Here is an 18,863-nt window from a genome sequence, read left to right on the forward strand (position 1 = left end):
CGTCACGAGCCGCGTCGCGCGGCGGGCGTCCACCATACCGGCGCCTTCCGGCCGGGCGGGGACCGGTTCCGGCGGATAAAATCCAGACATGGCAGAGCGGCCCGCCGTGCCTGCGGCGCCCGATCTGGTCCTCGAGATCGACGGGGACGCGACGCCCATGGATCCGGGCCGCGTCTACCGCGTCGGGCGGGACCCCACCTGCGACGTCGTCCTTCCGGACGCCCGCGCGTCCTGGCACCACGCGGCGTTCCGGGCCGTCGCGGGCCGGTGGACCCTGACCGACGAGGGCAGCACGAACGGCACCTTCGCGGACGGCCTGAGGGTGGTCCGGCCGCAGGAGGTCGGCCCCGGGACGGTCGTGCGGTTCGGGCACCCGGAGGACGGTCCCCGCGCGGTCCTCTCGGCCGGCGCCCCGGCCCGGCCGCCGGAACGGAAGCCCCCGCCCCCTCCCGTACGGGAACCCGGACCGGAGCGGGGACGGGATTCCGGACCGGACCCCCTGCGGGAGCGGGGCCCCGGGCCCGAGCCCGTACGGGAGCGCGGCCCCGGGTCCGGGCCCGCGCCGGACCCCGGGTCCGTACGACGGCGGGAGGCCGCGCCGCACCGGGAGCCCGTCCCGCTCCGGCCCCCCTCCGTCGCGCACCCCGCCGCCACCGGCGCCTTCCGGCGGCCGACGTCCGTCCGGCCGCTGCCCGTCCACGGCGTCCGCATCGGCCGTGCCCCCGATAACGACATCGTCGTCCCCGACCTCGTCGTCTCGCGGCGGCACGCCGAACTCCGCGCGCACCCCGACGGCACCTACCGGATCCACGACCTGGGCAGCCACAACGGGACCTTCCTCAACGGCCGGCCCGTCACCGAGGCCCGGGTGACGGCGGAGGACATCGTCGGCATCGGACGGTGCGCGTTCTGCCTGATCGGCGGGCAGCTGGTCGAGTTCACCGACACCGGCGAGGTCTCCCTCGACGTGCGGTCGCTCGCCGTCACCGTCGACCACGGGCGCAGGACCCTCCTCGACGACGTCTCGTTCCCGGTGGGCGAGAAGTCGCTGCTCGCGGTCGTCGGACCGTCCGGCGCCGGGAAGTCCACCCTCCTGAACGCCCTCACCGGCCAGCGTCCCGCCGACCGGGGCACGGTGCTCTACGACGGCCGCGACCTGTACCGGGACTACGCCGAGCTGCGCCGGCGCATCGGGCTCGTTCCCCAGGACGACATCCTGCACCTCCAGCTAACCGTCCGCCGCGCCCTCGGGTACGCGGCCGAGCTGCGGTTCCCCGAGGACACCGACCGCGCGGAACGGCGCGCCCGGGTGGACGAGGTGATCCGGGAGCTGGGCCTGGCGGAGCGCGCGGACCAGCCGGTCCACAGCCTCTCCGGCGGTCAGCGCAAGCGGGTCAGCGTCGCCCTCGAACTGCTCACCAAGCCGTCCCTCCTCTTCCTGGACGAGCCCACCTCCGGTCTCGACCCGGGCATGGACCGGTCCGTGATGCACATGCTGCGCGGGCTCGCCGACGACGGGCGCACGGTCGTCGTGGTCACCCACAGCGTGCTCAGCCTGGACGTCTGCGACCGGCTGCTCGTCCTCGCGCCCGGTGGCAGGGTCGCCTATTACGGGCCGCCCTCCGAGGCCCTCGGCTTCTTCGGTTTCGACCAGTGGCCGGAGGCGTTCGAGACCTTCGAGAACGACCGGGACCGCGACTGGGCCGGCCAGTACCGCTCCTCCCGCCTCCGGGACCGTTACCTCACCGGTGCCACGGCGGCCCCGGACCTCCCCCCGGGCGGAACCGGCGGGAGCGCCCCGCCCCGCACGGCGCCCGCCCCGCCGCCGAAGGCGCAGAGCCGGGGCTCCCAGCTGCGGACCCTGGTGCGCCGCTACGCGGCGGCGCTCTCCGCCGACCGCACCTTCCTCGTCATCATGATCGCGCTGCCGTTCGTGATGGGGGCGATGGCCCGGGCCCTGTCCGAGGGCGCCCTCGACTCCGAGTCGTCGCTGAACGTCCTGCTCATCCTCTGCGTGGGCGGGGTCCTCACGGGCGCGGCGAACGCCGTGCGCGAGCTGGTGAAGGAGCGTGCGATCTACCGGCGCGAGAGAGCCGTCGGGCTGTCCCGTTCGGCCTACCTCGCCTCCAAGGTGGTGGTCCTCGGCCTGATCACGGTCGTGCAGGCGGTGGTCCTGACGCTGGTGGCCCTGATCGGGGTGCCGCTGAACGTGCCCGGCGGCAAGGGCGTCCTGATGCCCCCACTGATGGAGATCGTCCTCGCCGTCGCGCTGCTCTCCTTCACCGCGATGATGCTCGGCCTGTTCGTCTCGGCCCTGGTCCGCAAGGAGGAGGTGACGATGCCGCTGCTGGTCCTCCTGGCCATCGTGCAGGTGGTGTTCTGCGGGGCGCTCCTCACCGTGCGGGGCACGCCCGTCCTGGAGCAGCTCGCCTGGCTCGTCCCCTCGCGGTGGGCGTTCGCGGCGATGGGCGCGACGATCGACATCGGGAAGGCGGCGCCGGGCGACCGGACCACCGACCCGCTGATGCGGCACACGGCGGAGGCATGGCTGTTCGACATGGGCATGATGGTGGTGCTCTGTCTGGTCCTCGCCCTGGTCGTGGCCCGGCTGTTGCGCCGCCACGAGCCGGCCGTCATGCGGAGGTAGACCCGTGAGCGTCCCCGTGTCCGCGTACGTGCCGGACTTCCGGCCCACCCACGTCGTGCCGCGCGACGGCCTCCCCGCCTGGGAGGCGCCCGACCCCGGGCTGCCCACGGCGCCCCTGGACGCCTTCCTCCCCGTGTGCCTGGAGGAGCGGGCCGGGGACTGGGGGCGCATCCGGTGCTCCAACGGCTGGACGGCATGGGTGGACGCGCGGCTGCTCGTCGGCGTCCCCGACGACCCCCCGGCGGCGGGCCGCCCCCTCACCAGGACCGCCGACCCCCGCCCGCTGATCGCCCGCGCCGAGGACGCGCTCGGCCGCTACCGGCGGGCCGCGGAGGAGCTGGGCGCGGGCCGTCTCGACGGCGAGGGCTTCCGGCTGCGCACCCGGGGCCTGCGGGTGGGCATGGTCGTCGACGGCGAGTCGGTGTGGCTGTACGACGCCGAGCACGAGCGCTGGGTGTACTGCGACGGCGTGGAACTCCGTACGTACGCGGCCGGGGCGGCGCCCTCGGCCACCGTCCGGTCGCCCACGCTCACCCCCGCCGGCACGTCCGCGGCCCCTGCCTCTCCCCCGCCCGCCGTCCCCGTGGAACCGCCCCGTACCCCAGCCGTGGAACCGGCGCCCACCCAGGTCGTGGAACCGCCGCCGGGCCGGGCCGCGGAGCCGCCTCCGGCGGAGGCTCCGGACCACCCCCCGACCCGGGTCGTGGAGCGGCCGCCGACGGGTGAGGGCTGATGGGCGGCGGGACGCGCGCCGGCCCGGACCTCCCGGCGGGCCGGCCCTCGGGGCTCGTCGGCAAGGTGGTCGCGGGCTACCGCGTGGAGGGCGAGATCGGGCGCGGCGGCATGGCGGTGGTGTACCGGGCGCGGGACCTGCGGCTCGACCGTACGGTGGCGCTGAAGCTGCTGGCCCCCGAACTGGCCCGCAACGACACCTTCCGCAAACGCTTCGCGCACGAGTCGCGGGTCGCCGCCTCCCTCGACCACCCGCACATCGTGCCGGTCTTCGAGGCGGGCGAGACCGAGGGCGTGCTCTACATCGCCATGCGGTACGTGGCGGGACGGGACCTGGCGGCCCTGCTCCACCGGGAAGGGCCGCTGTCCCCGGCGCAGGCGGGCCGGATCGCCGTGCAGGTGGCCTCCGCCCTGGACGCGGCGCACGCGCACGACCTCGTGCACCGGGACGTGAAGCCCGGCAACGTCCTGGTGGCCGAGGGCACCGACCGCGACCGTCCGGAGCACGTGTACCTCACGGACTTCGGGCTGACGAAGAAGTCGCTGTCGCTCACGGGGTTCACGACGGTGGGCGAGTTCGTGGGCACGCTGGACTACGTGGCGCCCGAGCAGATCTCGGGGAAGCCGGTCGACGGCCGGTGCGACGTGTACGGCTTGGCGTGCGTGGTGTTCGAGACCCTGACGGGCGCGCCGCCGTTCCGCCGCGACACCGACTGGGCGGTGCTCTGGGCGCAGCAGTACGACCCGCCGCCGCCGCTCTCCGAGGCGCGGCCGGGGCTTCCGCGGGAGGTGGACGCGGTCTTCGCGAAGGCGCTGGCGAAGACGCCCGAGGAGCGTTACGGAACGTGCCTGGAGTTCGTCGCCCGGCTCCGTGCCGCCCTGGCGTCCGGCGCTCCGGACGTCCCGGACCCGGCGGGGGGCGACGCGCCGCGACCGCCCGGTCCGCCTCCCGCCCCGCCCGCGTGGGCGCGCCCGGTGTTCCGGGAGCTGTAGGGCCCGGAGCCCCTCCCCTCGTCCGGCCGACCGGCCGGCCGGACGAGGCCGTCCGGCGATCACCGGTGCGACGGGGGCCGGGCCGCTCAGGCCGGCGGGCGGGGCGGAGGGGCGGCGGGTCCGGTCTCGCCCCCGCGGGGGACCCGGGTGGCGAGGAGGCCGCCGAGGAAGCCGAGGACCAGGCCCCACAGGAGCGCGAGGCCGGCCGTCCTCCAGACGTCCGGGCGCAGCAGCACCTCGCCGCCGAGCGAGTCGAGTTCACCGATGCCGAGGACGGAGAGGCCGAGACGGGCTTCGACCCGGGTGAGCGGGACGACGGCCGACACGGCGAGCGCGAGGGCGACGCCGAAGCGGAGGGCGTGCTGCCGGAGCCGTGTCCGGGCCGGGGAGCGGACCGCCGCCGTGAAGGCCGCGGCGAGCAGGAGGAGGGCCGCGACGGGGAGGAGCCACCAGGCCCGTCCGTCCCGCGCGGCGAGCGAGGAGAGGTCGACGGTCGAGAGGTCCGGGCCCCCGCCCCCGCCGCGCAGGACGGCGTCGAGGGCCCGGGGCACGGGCAGGCCGAAGGGGCCTTCCGCCCTGCCCTCCCAGGCGCCGCCGATGCCCACGCCGAGGGCGGGCCAGGCGATGTCGGGCAGGCCGAGGAGGAGGACCGCGAAGGTGTCGGCGGGCCGGTCCCCGGTCGCCGCGGTGACGAGCCCGGCGACCAGGCCCACGAGCACGTACGCGAGGAGCAGCAGGAACACCGCGTGGGCGGCGGGCCGTACGGACTCCTGGTGGCGGACGAGCCGGGGCGGCAGGGGGGTGCCGCGGGAGACGAGGAGGGCGGCGAGGAGGACGCCGAGGATCCCCAGGAGGCCGCGGAAGAGCGTGGGGCCGAGGTCGGTGCGGAAGCCGACCGTCGGGTTCACGGCGGCGAGCAGGTCGCCGAAGAGGTCCGCGAGCGGGTCCCCGGTCCCGCCTCCCGGGGTGATCCCGAAGTCGTGGCGGGCGAGGGCGGAGAGGGCCGCGAGGCCGGCCGTCCAGAGGACGGCGGTGGTCGCGGCGCGCAGCAGGAGCGTGCGGGCGCCGGTCGCCGCGTGGTGCCGCAGGGGGCGCAGGAAGCCGTGGCCGACGACCAGTGCGCCCACCAGGGTGACGGTGAGGGGCATGGCGGTCAGTTCGCCCCGGGCGCCCGCGAGGGAGCCGGCGTCGCCGGACAGTTCGACCTCGCCGCCCGCCGCCATGACGACGACGGCGGCGAGGACTTCGGCGAAGCCGCCGGGCAGGTCGGCGGCGCCGGCGGCCCAGAGGCCGAGTCCGGCGGTGACGCCCATCGCGAGGTACCCGGCGACCACGGTCGCCAGGGCCTGGAGGACGGCGCGGGCGGAGAGGCCCGCCGGGCTGGCGGCGGGCCGCGCGGAGGCGGAGGTGGGGGGCCTGCTGCTCACGCCGACCACGCTAGTGCCGGGGGCGGCCGACCGCTTGCGCACGGGGGCCGGGGTTCGGGGGCCGCCGTGCGCGGGCGGAGGCCCCGGAGAGGAGGGGAAGGCGGGGCCCGCCGCGCGCGGGGGCGGCGCTCCGGGACCGGCCGAGCGCGGGGTGCGGGGCGTGGTGTTTCCGCTTGCGGCCGGGCACCGGTCGGCGCACACAATGGGCCCGGAACGGAAGAAAGGGAACAACGTGACTTCCCACCCGCCGCCCGGTCCTCCGTCCGGCCCTCCGTCGGCGCCTCCCTCGGGTCCCCCCTCGGGCCCTCTCGCGGGTTCGGGCGGCCACCCGGGCGCCGCGGGCCCCCCGCCCCCGTCCGGGCCGCCTTCCGGCGGATCCGGCGGCTCGGGCGGCTCCGGCGGTGGCCGGGACGGCGGCGGTTCCTCCCGCTACCCGGGAGGTGACGGCGGCGGCCCCTGGTGGCGTTCCGTCCCGAAGGTCGCTCCGGTCGCCGCCCTGCTCGTGGCGGCCGTCGCCCTGGCCGTCGTCCTCACCCAGCGTTCCGGCGACGACGGCGGAGGCGGCGCGACGAAGGCCGGCGGCGGGGAGGTCTTCCTCCAGAGCGCCTCCTCGACCGGCCCCGACCCGTTCACCCGGTCGACGGCCCGTCCCGGCGGCTCCGTCCCGCCGGCCTCGCTGCCGCCCCGCACCGGCTCGGCGACCGCCGGCACCCCCGAGGTGCCGGGCTCGGCTCCCGGCCTCTACGGCGGGACGCGGTCGGTGGCGAGTTGCGACGTGGAGCGGCAGGTGCGCCACCTCTCCGGCGAACCGGCGAAGAACGCGGCCTTCGCCTCGGTCCTGCGGATCCCCGCGAACGAGGTGCCCGGCTACCTGCGCTCCCTCACCCCGCTCCGGCTCCGGGCCGACACCCGGGTGACGAACCACGGCTTCAGGGACGGCTCCGCCACCGCGTACCAGGCGGTCCTGCAGGCCGGTACGGCGGTCCTGGTCGACGGCCGGGGAGTGCCCCGGGTGCGCTGCGCCTGCGGCAACCCGCTGACCGAGCCGGTGGCGCAGAAGAACCCGCGGACCACGGGCACTCCCTGGCCGGGGTACGACGCCGGCCAGGTGATCGTGATCGTGCCCTCGCGGGCGGTCGTGAACACCTTCGTGGTGTACGACGCCGAGGACGGCGGCTGGTTCGCGCGGAAACGCGGCGACACCGGCGCGCGGGACGAGGCGACCGCGCCTCCGTCCCCGGTGCCGTGCGCGGGCGACCCGTCCTCCTGCCCTTCCGGCTCCCCCTCCGGCCCGCCCGACACACCGTCCGGTTCGTCCCCGCCCCCGGGCTCCTCGCCCCCGCCCGGCTCCCCGGTCCCGCCGGACTCCTCACCGCCTCCGGGTTCCCCGCCGCCGTCCGCACCGCCGCCGTCCGGACCGTCCCCGTCCGAACCGCCCCCGTCCGGGCCCTCGGCTCCGCCCGGATCGTCGGCCCCGCGTTCGGGCTCCGCGCCGGACGCCCCGGCCGGTACGCCGCCGGACGCCCCGGCCGGTGCTTCGGCGGGGCCGGACGCGAGCGGGCCGGCGGGAGGCCCGGCGCGGGCCCCGGCCGCCGGTCCGGCGGTTCCCCGCCCGGTGCCGGGAGCCGCCTCCGTCCCGTTCCCGGCCGTCTGACCGGCGGGCGCGCGGGGCGGGGCCGCGGGCCGGACGCGTCCGCCGCGCACGAGCGGCGGTCCCGTCCCCGGCCCCGGCTCACCCCGGCTTATTGGGATGCCCGGCCCCGGAGACGCGTGTACGGTCCACCGAGTGGAACCGCTGACCGACAAAGAGATCCGCTCGTCCTTCGTGAACTGCACCAAGGGCGAGGCCGCACGCCTCAAGCTGCCGCTCGACTTCGCCGAGCTTCCCTGGGAGGACCTGGACTTCCTGGGCTGGGTCGACCCGGGCGCGCCCCTGCGCGCCCATCTGGTCGTCCCGCGCGAGGACGGGCCGGTCGGCGTGACCCTGCGGGTCCCGGCCGTGGGCCGGACCAGCGCCGTGAAGTCGAGCCTGTGCCAGATCTGCCTGACCGCGCACGCCTCCTCGGGCGTGTCCCTCCTGGTGGCACCGCTGGCGGGCCCCCGGGGCCGCGAGGGGAACACGGTCGGGATCTACCTCTGCGCCGACCTCGCCTGCTCCCTCTACGTCCGGGGCAAGCGCCAGCCGAAGCTGCGCGCCGGGCGCCGGGAGGAGTCCCTCAGCCCCGACGAGCGGATCGCCCGCACGACGGCCAACCTCGACGCCTTCGTCCAGCGGGTCACGGCGGGCTGAGGACCCGCGCGTTCCGTCGTCCCGGACGCGGACCCGGGACGGCGGGACGCGCGGTGCGCGGTGCGCGGGACGGTCAGCGGAACGCCTGCTCGCCGGTGAGCGCCTTGCCGATCACCAGGGAGTGGACCTCGCTCGTCCCTTCGTAGGTGAGCACCGACTCCAGGTTGTTGGCGTGGCGCAGGACCGGGTACTCCAGGGTGATGCCGTTGGCGCCCAGGATCGTGCGGCACTCGCGGGCGATCGCGATCGCCTCGCGCACGTTGTTCAGCTTGCCCACGCTGACCTGCTCGGGGGTGAGCGCGCCCGCGTCCTTGAGGCGGCCCAGGTGGAGGGCGAGGAGCATGCCCTTGCCCAGCTCGACGGACATGTCCGCGAGCTTCTGCTGCGTCAGCTGGTACGAGGCGAGGGAGCGGGCGAAGACGGTGCGGTCCCGGGCGTAGGAGATCGCCGTCTCCAGGCAGTCGCGGGCGGCACCGAGCGCGCCGAAGACGATGCCGAAGCGGGCCTCGTTGAGGCAGCCGAGCGGGCCCGAGAGCCCACGGGCCTCCGGGAGCATCGCGTCGGCCGGGAGGCGCACGTCCTCCAGGACCAGTTCGCTGGTGACGCTCGCCCGCAGCGACAGCTTCCTCCCGATCCCGGGCGTGCCGAAGCCGGGGGTGCCGGCCGGGACGAGGAAGCCGCGGACGCCGTCCTCGGTGCGGGCCCAGACGACGGCCACGTCGGCGACGGAGCCGTTGGTGATCCACATCTTGGTGCCGTTGAGCACCCAGTCGGAGCCGTCCCGCTTGGCGTTGGTCCGCATGGCGCCGGGGTCCGAACCGGCGTCCGGCTCGGTGAGGCCGAAGCAGCCGATGTACTCGCCCGCCGCCATCTTCGGCAGCCACCGCTGCTTCTGCTCCTCGGAGCCGTACTTCCAGATCGCGTACATGGCGAGGGAGCCCTGTACGGAGACGAGGGAGCGCAGCCCGGAGTCGACTGCCTCCAGCTCCAGGCAGGCGAGGCCGTACGCGACGGAGTTGGTGCCCGCGCAGCCGTACCCCTCCAGGTGCATGCCGAGGACACCGGTGCCGCCGAGGGTGCGGGCGAGTTCGCGGGCGGGGATTTCGCCCTTCTCGAACCAGCCGGCGACGTGCGGTCGCAGCTCGCGGTCGGCGACGACGCGGACGGTGCGCCGGATCTCGCGCTCCTCGTCGGTCAGGAGTCCGTCGACGGCGAGCAGGTCGAAGGGGTGCACGGGAGCGGAGCTGGACTGCGACGGCTTCACGGACGGCCTCCTGGCGGCTGTGGCGACTCGGCGTGCCGAAGCGTAGCGCCCGACCGGATATTGGATCCAGTATGGAAAACCTCCTGCTCCCGGCCGTACGGTCCGAGCGGATCCGATCGTCGGCGAGGGGAAACGGCATGCGCGCAGATCAACCGCACACACCGGCGGCGGAGGGCGGCGGCGCCCTCTCCGGGATCGTCGTCGCGGACTTCGGCCGGGTGCTCGCCGGGCCGTACATGACGATGCTCCTCGCCGACCTGGGCGCGGACGTGATCAAGATCGAGCGGCCGGGGTCCGGTGACGACACGCGCGCGTGGGGGCCGCCGTTCGCGGACGGGCAGGCCACGTACTTCCTCGGGGTGAACCGGAACAAGCGCTCCGTGTCGCTCGATCTGGCGGATCCCGGGGACCTGGCGGCGGCGCGCGCGATCGTGGACCGGGCGGACGTCCTGGTGGAGAACTTCCGCCCCGGCACGATGGAGAGGCTGGGGCTCGGGTACGAGGACGTGCGGACGACGAACCCGGGGCTCGTCTACTGCTCGGTGACCGGTTTCGGCACCGCGGAGGGCGCCCGGCTCCCGGGGTACGACCTGCTCGTCCAGGCCGTGGGCGGCCTGATGAGCCTGACGGGCGAGCCGGACGGCCCGGGGACGAAGACGGGGGTGGCCCTGGTCGACGTCGTCACCGGCCTGCACGCGGGGATGGGCGTGCTCGCCGCGCTCCGGCACCGGGAGCGCACCGGCGAGGGCCAGCGCGTCGAGGTGTCGCTGCTCGGCTCCCTGCTCTCCGCGCTCACCCATCAGGCCGCGGCCCACCTGGGAGCGGGGGTCGTGCCGCGCGCGATGGGCAACCGGCACCCGAGCATCACCCCGTACGAGGTGTTCGAGGCGCGGGACCGGCCGCTGGTCCTGGCCGTGGGCAACGACCGGCAGTTCCGGGCCCTGTGCGAACGGCTCGGCCTGCCGGGGCTCGCCGACGACGCCCGCTTCGCCACCAACCCGGCCCGGGTCGCCCACCGGGAGGAGCTGGCGGCGGTGCTCGCCGGGCCGCTCGGCGGCCGTACCGCCGACGACTGGTTCGAGGAGCTGACGGCGGCCGGTGTGCCCTGCGGGCCGATCAACGACCTGGCGGGCGCCTTCGCCCTGGCCGACCGGCTGGGGCTCGCGCCGCGCGTCCCCGAGTCCGCGGCCGGCCCCGGCCAGGTCGCCCACCCGATCCGGCTCGGCACCACCCCGCCCTCCTACCGGTCCGCTCCCCCGCGTCTCGGCGAGCACACGGACGCCGTGCTCGGCGCGGAGGGACGGACCGCGCGCACGCCCCGGCCCGGGAAGGGCCCGGAGGATCCGTAGGAAGATGGTCGTCCCCGGAGGAGCGGTCGCCCGGGGGAACGATCCGCCGGAGGAGCGGTCCGCCGGCGGCGGCACGAGGAACGGAAGGGCACGGGCGATGAGCAGCGCGGTGCGGAAGCGGCGGCCGGGGACCGCCCAGCAGTTCGTCCTGGAGGAGCTGCGGCGCGCCATCACCACCGGGGAGCTGAAGCCGGGCGACCAGATCCGTCAGGACGCCCTCGCGGCCCGCTTCGAGGTGAGCCGGGTGCCCCTGCGCGAGGCCCTCAAGGCCCTGGAGGCCGAGGGTCTGGTGGTGCACCACATACACAGGGGCTACTTCGTCGCGGAGCTCTCGCTCGACGACCTGGAGGAGATCTACCGGATCCGGGACCTCCTGGAGACGGAGGCGGTCCGGCTGGCCGTGGGCCGGATGCCGGAGGGCACGGTCGGGACGCTCGAAGACGTCCAGCGCGAGGTGGAGCGGGCCGCCGCCGACGGGGACGTGCCCGCGATGGCGGCGGCGAACCGCCTCTTCCACTTCACCCTGATCGAGGCGTCCGGGATGCCGCGCCTCGTGCGCCTCGTCACGACCCTGTGGGACGCCACCGACGCGTACCGCTCGCTGTACTACGCGGACGCGCCGCACCGGAACCTGGCCGTGCGGGAGCACCGGGCCGTGATCTCCGCGCTCCGGAACGGCGACGGGGAGACCGCCGTCCGCCTGCTGGACGAGCACCGGGCGCACGCGGTGGCGGCCCTGCGCGAGGTGCTGGAGCGGGACGCGGACCGAACCCTCCCGGTGGAGGAGCGGGTGCGGCCGGGAGGAGCCGGGTCCCACTGACCGAGACCGGGCGGTCCGCATGGCGGACGGGGCTTGTCGGCGGAGCGTCCGCGCGGCAAGGATGCGCCCATGACTCCCGCCCTCGTCTCCCGCCGCCACGTGGATCTTCTGCGTGTCGCGGGGATGCTGTGTCGAGTCGGTTCCCGCCGCCGCGCGGCCTGTTGCTGAGCCCCTTCCCGGCGCTCCTCCCCTCTTTTCCCGCGCGCCGCCGGCGGACTTCCTCCGCCGGCCGCCCCCGCCGCGTTCGGCGCCCCGGGCCCTGACCGCCCGGGCCTCCGGTCACCCTTTCCGCGCCCGACGGGCGTTCCCGCGGTACGCCCGTCTCCGCCCCGCACTTCCTCCGAGGTACGTCCGCATGCCCCCTTCCGCCCTTCCCCTCCTGCACTGGTTCCTGCCCACCGGCGGTGACGGCCGCGACCCCGGGGGCGTCACCGCCGTCCAGGGCCGCACCGCCGCCGCGACCCGCCGCGGCGTCGGCCACGGCTATCTCGCCCAAGTGGCCCGTGCGGCCGAACAGGCCGGTTTCTCCAAGCTGTTGACGCCCGTGGGACTCGGCTGCGCAGACCCGTGGGTGCTGACCTCGGCCATCGCGGCGGTGACTGAGCGGATCGGCTTCCTGGTGGCGTTCCGGGCCGGTCTCGCCCGGCCGACGCTGATCGCCCAGCAGGCCGACACCTTCCGGCGCCTTTTCGGCGACCGGATCGCGCTGAACGTGGTCACCGGCGGCGACCCGGCCGAGCAGCGGGCGTACGGCGACCATCTGCCGAAGGACGAGCGGTACGTCAGGACCGGCGAACTCATGGCGGTGGTAAGGGCGTTGCTCGACGGCGGGACCGTCGACCTGGACGGGCGCCACGTCCGGGTGGAGAACGCCCGGTTGCACGACCCCGCCGTGCGCTCGCCCGTGCCCCTCTACTTCGGCGGGGCGTCGCCGGAGGCCGAGGAGGTCGCCGCCCGCCACGCCGAGGTGCAACTGTTGTGGGGCGAGCCCCCGGCCGCCGTCGCCGAACGCGTCGCCCGGGTGCGGGAGAAGGCCGCGCGGGCCGGACGCACCCCGCGCTTCGGCATCCGCCTCCACGTCATCACCCGCGACACCTCCGCCGAGGCGTGGCGGGAGGCCGACCGGATCCTGGCCGGGTTCGACCCCGGGGCGGTCCGCGCCTCCCAGGAGCGGTTCGCCCGGATGGACTCGACCGGGCAGGCCCGGATGACCGCGCTGCACGGCGGCTCCGCCGAGAACCTGACCGTCTCCCCCAACCTGTGGGCGGGCATCGGACTCGTCCGCGAGGGCGCGGGTACGGCCCTGGTCGGCTCGCACGACGAGGTCGCGCGGCGGCTCTTCGAGTACGGGCGGGTCGGCATCGACGAGTTCGTCCTGTCCGGCTACCCGCATCTCGAAGAGGCGTACCGGGTCGGCGAGGAGGTCGCACCGCGACTGCGGGCGCTCACGGAGGCGGCCGGGGAGGTGGCGGAGTGACCCTCCTCGACAGCGCGGAAAAAGAAGCGGGCGCCGCGGAGCAGAGGACCGGCGCGGCCCCCGCGCCCGCCGCCCCCGGGCGGCCCGCCCGCCGGACACCGGCCGGGGCGGCGGTCCTGCGCCGGACCGCGCAGCGGCTCCTCGCGCTCGCGGTCCTCCTCGCCGCCTGGCAGGCCGTGGTCGCGGCGGGCGTCTGGCCGCGCGTGCTCGTCCCGTCACCGGGAGACGTGTGGGGGGCCTTCGTGAAGGCGTCCACCGTCCGGGACGGGGTGCGCGGCATCAGCGGCCATCTGCTCGTCGAGCACCTGGCGGTCTCGCTGCGCCGGATCGTCGTCGGCACCGGCTACGCGGCGCTCGCCGGGATCCCCCTGGGGCTCCTCATCGGGACGGTGAGGCCGCTGGCCGTGGTCCTGGAACCGGCCGTCACCTTCCTGCGCACGCTGCCCCCGCTGGCGTACCTCTCGCTGCTCGTCATCTGGTTCGGCATCGACGAGTCCCCGAAGATCTGGCTGCTGTTCGTCGCCGCCCTCCCGCCCGTGGCGGCGGCCACCGCCGCGGCCGTCCGGGGCGTTCCCGCCGACCTGGTGGAGGCGGGGCGGGCCCTGGGGGCCGGGCCGGCGGTGCTGCTGTTCTCCGTCCGGCTGCCGTCGGCGCTGCCGGAGATCCTGACGGGGGTGCGGATCGCCGTCGGCATCGCGTACACCTCGGTCGTCGCCGCCGAGACCATCAACGGCGTGCCCGGCATCGGCGGCATGATCCGCGACGCCCAGCGCTACAACCGGACCGACGTCGTCGTCGCCGGCATCATCGCCATCGGCCTCTCCGGAATCGTCCTCGACGCGCTGTTCCGGAGCCTGGAGCGGGCGGCGGTCCCCTGGCGCGGCCGCGCCTGACACCGCCCCTTCCCCTCCTGCCCCTCCTGCCCCTCCCTCTCCTCCGCCCCTCTTCCCCTCTTCCCCGAAGGAACCGTCATGCCCTCCTCCCGTCGCGGCGCCGTGCTCGCCGCCTCCGCCGCCGCCCTGCTGCTCGCCCTCTCCACGACCGCCTGCGGCGGTGCCGGCTCCGGTGGCGGGGACGGGGACGGGAAGGTCCGGGTGCGCATCGCTTACCAGGCGATCCCCAACGCCGACCTGGTGGTGAAGAACCAGAAGCTGCTGGAGAAGGCGCTGCCGGACGCCGAGGTGACGTGGGTGAGGTTCGACTCGGGCGGCGACGTCAACACCGCGGTGATCGCCGGGTCGGTGGACTTCGGGCTCCTCGGTTCGAGCCCGGTCGCCAAGGGCCTCTCGGCACCGCTGGACATCCCGTACAAGGTGCTGTGGATCCACGACCTGATCGGGGACAACGAGGCGCTCGTCGCGAGGAAGGACATCGCGTCCGTAGCCGCGCTCAAGGGACGGAAGACGGCGGTCCCGTTCGGTTCGACCGCGCACTACTCGCTGCTCGTGGCACTGGAGTCGGCCGGTCTCGGAGCCTCCGACGTGACTCTCGTCGACCTCCAGCCGCAGGACGCGCTCGCGGCCTGGCAGCGGGGCGACATCGACGCGGCCTACGTGTGGACGCCGAGCCTGACCGAGCTGAAGAAGGACGGGAAGGTGCTCGTCTCCAGCCGGGAGATCGCGGCGAAGGGCAGACCGACCGCCGACCTGGGCGTGGTCACCGACGCGTTCGCGGCGAAGCACCCCGAGATCGTGGACGCCTGGCTGAAGGCCGAGGACCGGGCGGTGAAGCTGGCCAAGAGCGACCCAGCGAAGGCGGCCACCGCGATCGGCGCCGAACTGAACCTCAGCCCCGAGGAGGCCCGGAAGCAGCTCGCCGAACTGGTCCTGCTCACCGCGGAGGAGCAGCGGGGGGCCCCGTACCTCGGGAAGCCCGGTGCTCCGGGCGCCCTCGCGGGGAACCTGTACGACGCCGCCGTCTTCCTGAAGGGACAGAAGGCCCTCGACGCCGTGCCGGACCGGTCGGTCTTCGAGAAGGGCCTCGCGCTCGAGGAGTCGGCCCGTGTCGCCGGCTGAGGCCGTGCCGCCGTCCGGGGCGGGCGCGGGAACGGCGGCGGACGGTGCCGACGTCGAACTGTCCGGCGTCGGGGTCCGCTACGGGACGGCCAAGGCCCCCGTCGTCGCGGTCTCCGGCGTGTCCCTGACCGTGGAGCCCGGCGAGTTCGTGGTCCTGGTCGGTCCCTCGGGCTGCGGCAAGACGACGCTGCTCCGGCTGGTGGCGGGCTTCGAGCGGCCCGCCACCGGAAGCGTGGAGGTGCGCCGGAAGGTCGGCGTGGTCTTCCAGCGGCCCCGGCTCTTCCCCTGGCGCACGGTCGGGGGCAACCTCGCCTTCGCCCTGGCCCGGCACGGGGTGGCGCGGTCCGCGCGGGCCGGGCGGGTCGAGGAGCTGTTGTCCCTGGTGGGTCTGTCCGGCATGGCCGGGCGGCGCACCTGGGAGCTGTCGGGCGGGCAGCAGCAGCGCGTCGCGATCGCGCGGGCCCTGGCGGCGGAGCCGCAGATCCTGCTGATGGACGAGCCGTTCGCGGCCCTGGACGCGCTCACCCGCGAACGCCTCCAGGAGGAAGTGCGCGCCCTGGCGACGGCCGGCGGCACGACCGTCCTCTTCGTCACGCACTCGGCGGAGGAGGCGGTGCTGCTCGGCTCCCGGGTCCTGGTGATGGCGGCGGACCCCGGCCGGGTGGTCGCCGAGGTCGCCGTCCCCCTCCCCCGCGCCCCGGGCACGGACGTGGCCGCCCTGCGCGGCGATCCCGGCTTCGCCGCCCTGCGGTCGGAGCTCGCGGCGGCGGCGCGGAGTCCGGCGGCGGCCTGAGGGGGCGGCGGAGAGGACGGGCCCGGCCGGTCCCGGGAGCGGCGGAAGGGACGGCCCTGCGGCCCCGGACCGGTGGAAGGGACGGGGCCCGCCGGTCCCGGGTCCGCCGGAAGGAACGGCCCGGGCCGATCACGGTGCCCGGGGCTGCGGCTACCCTGGCGCCGGACGCGAGGAGGAACCATGGCGCGGATGCCGTCGGCCGAACGGCGCAGGCAGTTGGTCGACGCGGCGATCAGGGCGATGGCCAGGGACGGGGTGGCCCGGACCACCACCCGGTCGATCTGCGCCGAGGCGGGGGTGTCGCTGAGCGTCTTCCACTACTGCTTCGACTCCAAGCAGGCGCTCCTCGAAGCCGCGATCGGGACGATCACCGGCAACCACGTGACCCGCGTGCTGGCGACGGTCGAGCCGGGGAGCACCCTCCGCGAGACCGTGCGGGGCGCCCTGCGGACGTACTGGGACCACGTCACCGCCCACCCCGGTGAGCACATGCTGACGTACGACCTCACCCAGTACGCGCTGCGCGAGCCGGGGTTCGAGCACCTGGCGCGGGCGCAGTACGAGCAGTACGTGGCGTCGGCGGCCGGTCTGATCGAGCGGGTGGGCGCCGCGCGGGGACTCGCGCCCCGGGTACCGGTGGAGGTGCCGGCGCGTTACCTGGCGGCGGCGATCGACGGCCTCACCCTTCAGTTCCTCGTCCTCGGCGACCGGCACGCGGCGGAGCAGCAGCTCGACCTGATGGCCGATCAACTCGTGTCCCTGATGGGCGGTTGAGGCGCGGGGGGCTTCCCCTCCCCTCCAGTAGGTCATTTGTCCCGGACTCTTGACTCACTCCCCCGGCACCGCGATCCTCGGCACTCCCGGTACACCCCACCGACCGGAGGCATCGCTGCTCATGACTCGTTCCCCCTCACGCGGGAGCGGCGGCCGGCCCGCCCTCCTGGCCCTGTTCCTCGCCCTGGCCGCCGTCCTCCTCGGCTCCGCCCCGGTCCCCGCCGCCGACGGCGGCTCCCCGTGGTGGGAGCCGGTGTCCCGTCCCGCCGCCGACTCGCGGATCAACGTCACGGGCGCGCCGTTCACCGGGACGGACGCGCGCGGAAAGGTGCGCGGGTTCGTCGACGCGCACAACCACCTGATGTCCGACGAGGGCTTCGGCGGCCGGCTCATCTGCGGCCGGACGTTCGCCGAGGGCGGCGCCCCCGACGCGCTCAAGGACTGTCCCGAGCACTACCCCGACGGCTCCGGCGCCCTGTTCGAGAACATCACGGGCGGCGCCGACGGCCACCACGACCCGGTCGGCTGGCCCACCTTCGAGGACTGGCCCGCGCACGACTCCCTCACCCACCAGCAGAACTACTACGCCTGGGTCGAGCGCGCCTGGCGCGGCGGGCAGCGCGTACTCGTCAACGACCTGGTGACGAACGGCCTGATCTGCTCGATCCTGCCCCGCGACCGGGGCTGCGACGAGATGGACTCGATCCGGCTCCAGGCCCGCAGGACGTACGAGCTCCAGGACTACGTCGACCGGATGTACGGCGGTCCCGGCAAGGGCTGGTTCCGGATCGTCACCGACGCGGCGCAGGCCCGCTCGGTGGTCGAGCGGGGCAAGCTCGCGGTGGTCCTGGGCGTGGAGACCTCGGAGCCGTTCGGCTGCAAGCAGATCCTCGACGTCGCCCAGTGCGGCAGGGCGGACATCGACCGCGGTCTCGACGAGCTGTACGCGCTCGGGGTGCGCAGCATGTTCCTGTGCCACAAGTTCGACAACGCGCTGTGCGGCGTCCGCTTCGACGAGGGGGCCATCGGCACGGCGGTCAACATCGGCCAGTTCCTGTCGACCGGCACCTTCTGGGCCACCGAGAAGTGCGCGGGCCCCCAGCACGACAACCCGATCGGCCTGGCGGCGGCCCCGGTGATGGCGGCGAAGCTGCCGCCGGGGGTGAGCGTCCCCTCGTACGCCTCCGACGCCAGGTGCAACACCCGCGGCCTGACGCGGCTGGGCGAGTACGCCCTGCGGGGCATGATCGACCGGGGCATGATGCTGGAGCTGGACCACATGAGCGTCAAGGCCGCGGGCCGGGCGCTCGACATCCTGGAGTCCGCGGAGTACCCGGGCGTCCTCTCCAGCCACAGCTGGATGGACCTCGACTGGACCGAGCGGCTCTACCGCCTGGGCGGTTTCGTCGCCCAGTACATGCACGGCGCGGAGGGCTTCGTCGGCGAGGCGGGGCAGAAGGCGGCGCTCCGCGCGAAGTACGGGGTCGGTCTCGGCTACGGCACCGACATGAACGGTGTCGGCGGCTGGCCGGGCCCGGTCGGGACCGGCGCGCCGAACGCCGTGACGTACCCCTTCCGCAGCTTCGACGGCGGATCGGTGATCGACCGGCAGGTCACCGGGCAGCGCACCTGGGACCTCAACACCGACGGCGCCGCGCACCACGGCATGGTCCCCGACTGGATCGAGCAGATCCGGCTCACCGGGGGCGGCCGGGACGTCGTGAACGAGCTGGCGGGAGGCGCCGAGTCGTACCTGACCACGTGGAAGGCGACGGAGGACCACGAGCCGGGGGCGAACCTGGCGGCGGGCGCGCCCGCGTCGGCCAGTTCCTCGGAGTGGAACCCGTTCACGAGCTACGCGCCGGGCCGGGCCTTCGACGGCGACACGGGCACCCGCTGGGCCAGCGACTGGTCGGACGACCAGTGGCTGCGGGTGGACCTCGGGTCGGTCCGCCCGGTGGGAAGGGTTGTCCTCGACTGGGAGGACGCGTACGCCCGCCAGTACCGGATCGAGCTGTCCGACGACGGCGCGGTCTGGCGGACGGTGTGGGCCACGGCCGCCGGGGACGGCGGGTACGACACGGCGGAGTTCCCGCCGCAGTCGGCCCGTTACGTGCGCGTCCACGGGGAACGGCGGGCGACGAAGTGGGGTTACTCGCTCCACGAGGTCACGGTCCACAGGGCCTGAGGGCCCGTACGGGCGGGGAGACGGCCGGGCCAGGGGACGGGTCCGGCCGCCCCGCGGGCGCGAGGAGGGAGCGGGACCGCCCCTCCCTCCTCGC

15 protein-coding genes and 1 pseudogene are annotated in these 18,863 nt (G+C 75.4%); 14 read left to right on the forward strand and 2 right to left on the reverse strand.

Annotation, left to right across the window (positions count from 1 at the left end; all coding sequences use genetic code 11):
- Positions 1-88: 88 nt before the first annotated feature.
- From ACZ6AQ_RS10185 to ACZ6AQ_RS10195, 3 genes are read left to right on the forward strand one after another with little or no spacing between them, the layout of a single operon-like run.
- Positions 89-2,647 carry an FHA domain-containing protein gene (locus ACZ6AQ_RS10185; protein ID WP_468758937.1) on the forward strand — a complete coding sequence of 853 codons (2,559 nt, stop codon included), beginning with the start codon at positions 89-91 and terminating at the stop codon, positions 2,645-2,647.
- Between the two features lie 4 nt (positions 2,648-2,651).
- Positions 2,652-3,380, forward strand: a complete 729-nt coding sequence (locus ACZ6AQ_RS10190; RefSeq protein ID WP_468758938.1) for a hypothetical protein — start codon at positions 2,652-2,654, stop codon at positions 3,378-3,380.
- Positions 3,380-4,372: a serine/threonine-protein kinase gene (locus tag ACZ6AQ_RS10195; RefSeq protein WP_468758940.1), complete on the forward strand. Its 993-nt coding sequence runs from the start codon at positions 3,380-3,382 to the stop codon at positions 4,370-4,372. Before ACZ6AQ_RS10190 ends, ACZ6AQ_RS10195 begins: the two co-directional genes overlap by 1 nt.
- Positions 4,373-4,458: 86 nt before the next feature.
- Here ACZ6AQ_RS10195 and ACZ6AQ_RS10200 read toward each other — a convergent pair whose 3' ends face one another.
- Positions 4,459-5,799, reverse strand: coding sequence for a streptophobe family protein (locus tag ACZ6AQ_RS10200; protein ID WP_468758942.1), 1,341 nt, complete (start codon positions 5,797-5,799; stop codon positions 4,459-4,461).
- Positions 5,800-6,001: 202 nt separating this feature from the next.
- On the opposite strand from ACZ6AQ_RS10200, the pseudogene ACZ6AQ_RS10205 reads away from it, so the two are divergent.
- Positions 6,002-7,342 (forward strand): annotated as a pseudogene (locus tag ACZ6AQ_RS10205) (DUF6777 domain-containing protein); the annotation flags it as partial.
- Positions 7,343-7,585: 243 nt separating this feature from the next.
- Complete coding sequence (locus tag ACZ6AQ_RS10210; RefSeq protein ID WP_468758944.1) at positions 7,586-8,089, forward strand: FBP domain-containing protein; 504 nt, start codon at positions 7,586-7,588, stop codon at positions 8,087-8,089.
- A gap of 73 nt (positions 8,090-8,162) precedes the next feature.
- Here the strand turns inward: ACZ6AQ_RS10210 and ACZ6AQ_RS10215 are convergent, their stop codons facing one another.
- Complete coding sequence (locus tag ACZ6AQ_RS10215; RefSeq protein ID WP_468758946.1) at positions 8,163-9,353, reverse strand: acyl-CoA dehydrogenase family protein; 1,191 nt, start codon at positions 9,351-9,353, stop codon at positions 8,163-8,165.
- Positions 9,354-9,490: 137 nt separating this feature from the next.
- Here ACZ6AQ_RS10215 and ACZ6AQ_RS10220 point away from each other — a divergent pair, with 137 nt between their 5' ends.
- From ACZ6AQ_RS10220 to ACZ6AQ_RS10260, 9 genes are all read left to right on the forward strand, one after another.
- Positions 9,491-10,702 carry a CaiB/BaiF CoA transferase family protein gene (locus ACZ6AQ_RS10220; RefSeq protein ID WP_468758948.1) on the forward strand — a complete coding sequence of 404 codons (1,212 nt, stop codon included), beginning with the start codon at positions 9,491-9,493 and terminating at the stop codon, positions 10,700-10,702.
- Between the two features lie 97 nt (positions 10,703-10,799).
- Complete coding sequence (locus tag ACZ6AQ_RS10225; protein ID WP_468758949.1) at positions 10,800-11,522, forward strand: GntR family transcriptional regulator; 723 nt, start codon at positions 10,800-10,802, stop codon at positions 11,520-11,522.
- 69 nt (positions 11,523-11,591) lie between these two features.
- Positions 11,592-11,690, forward strand: a complete 99-nt coding sequence (locus tag ACZ6AQ_RS10230; protein WP_468758951.1) for a putative leader peptide — start codon at positions 11,592-11,594, stop codon at positions 11,688-11,690.
- A gap of 187 nt (positions 11,691-11,877) precedes the next feature.
- Positions 11,878-12,999 (forward strand): LLM class flavin-dependent oxidoreductase, encoded by a 1,122-nt coding sequence (locus ACZ6AQ_RS10235; RefSeq protein WP_468758953.1) that lies wholly within the window; start codon positions 11,878-11,880, stop codon positions 12,997-12,999.
- A complete protein-coding gene (locus ACZ6AQ_RS10240) occupies positions 12,996-13,892 on the forward strand; it encodes an ABC transporter permease (RefSeq protein ID WP_468758954.1) in 897 nt (298 codons plus the stop codon). Before ACZ6AQ_RS10235 ends, ACZ6AQ_RS10240 begins: the two co-directional genes overlap by 4 nt.
- 78 nt (positions 13,893-13,970) lie before the next feature.
- Complete coding sequence (locus ACZ6AQ_RS10245; protein ID WP_468758955.1) at positions 13,971-15,014, forward strand: taurine ABC transporter substrate-binding protein; 1,044 nt, start codon at positions 13,971-13,973, stop codon at positions 15,012-15,014.
- A complete protein-coding gene (locus ACZ6AQ_RS10250; protein WP_468758957.1) occupies positions 15,001-15,807 on the forward strand; it encodes an ABC transporter ATP-binding protein in 807 nt (268 codons plus the stop codon). Before ACZ6AQ_RS10245 ends, ACZ6AQ_RS10250 begins: the two co-directional genes overlap by 14 nt.
- Positions 15,808-15,987: 180 nt before the next feature.
- Entirely contained in the window at positions 15,988-16,581 is a 594-nt protein-coding gene (locus tag ACZ6AQ_RS10255; RefSeq protein ID WP_388689666.1) for a TetR/AcrR family transcriptional regulator, read from the forward strand.
- A gap of 121 nt (positions 16,582-16,702) precedes the next feature.
- Positions 16,703-18,769: a galactose-binding domain-containing protein gene (locus ACZ6AQ_RS10260; RefSeq protein ID WP_468758959.1), complete on the forward strand. Its 2,067-nt coding sequence runs from the start codon at positions 16,703-16,705 to the stop codon at positions 18,767-18,769.
- Positions 18,770-18,863: the final 94 nt, after the last annotated feature.

The sequence above is a fragment of the Streptomyces sp. NPDC041191 genome (assembly GCF_055591945.1).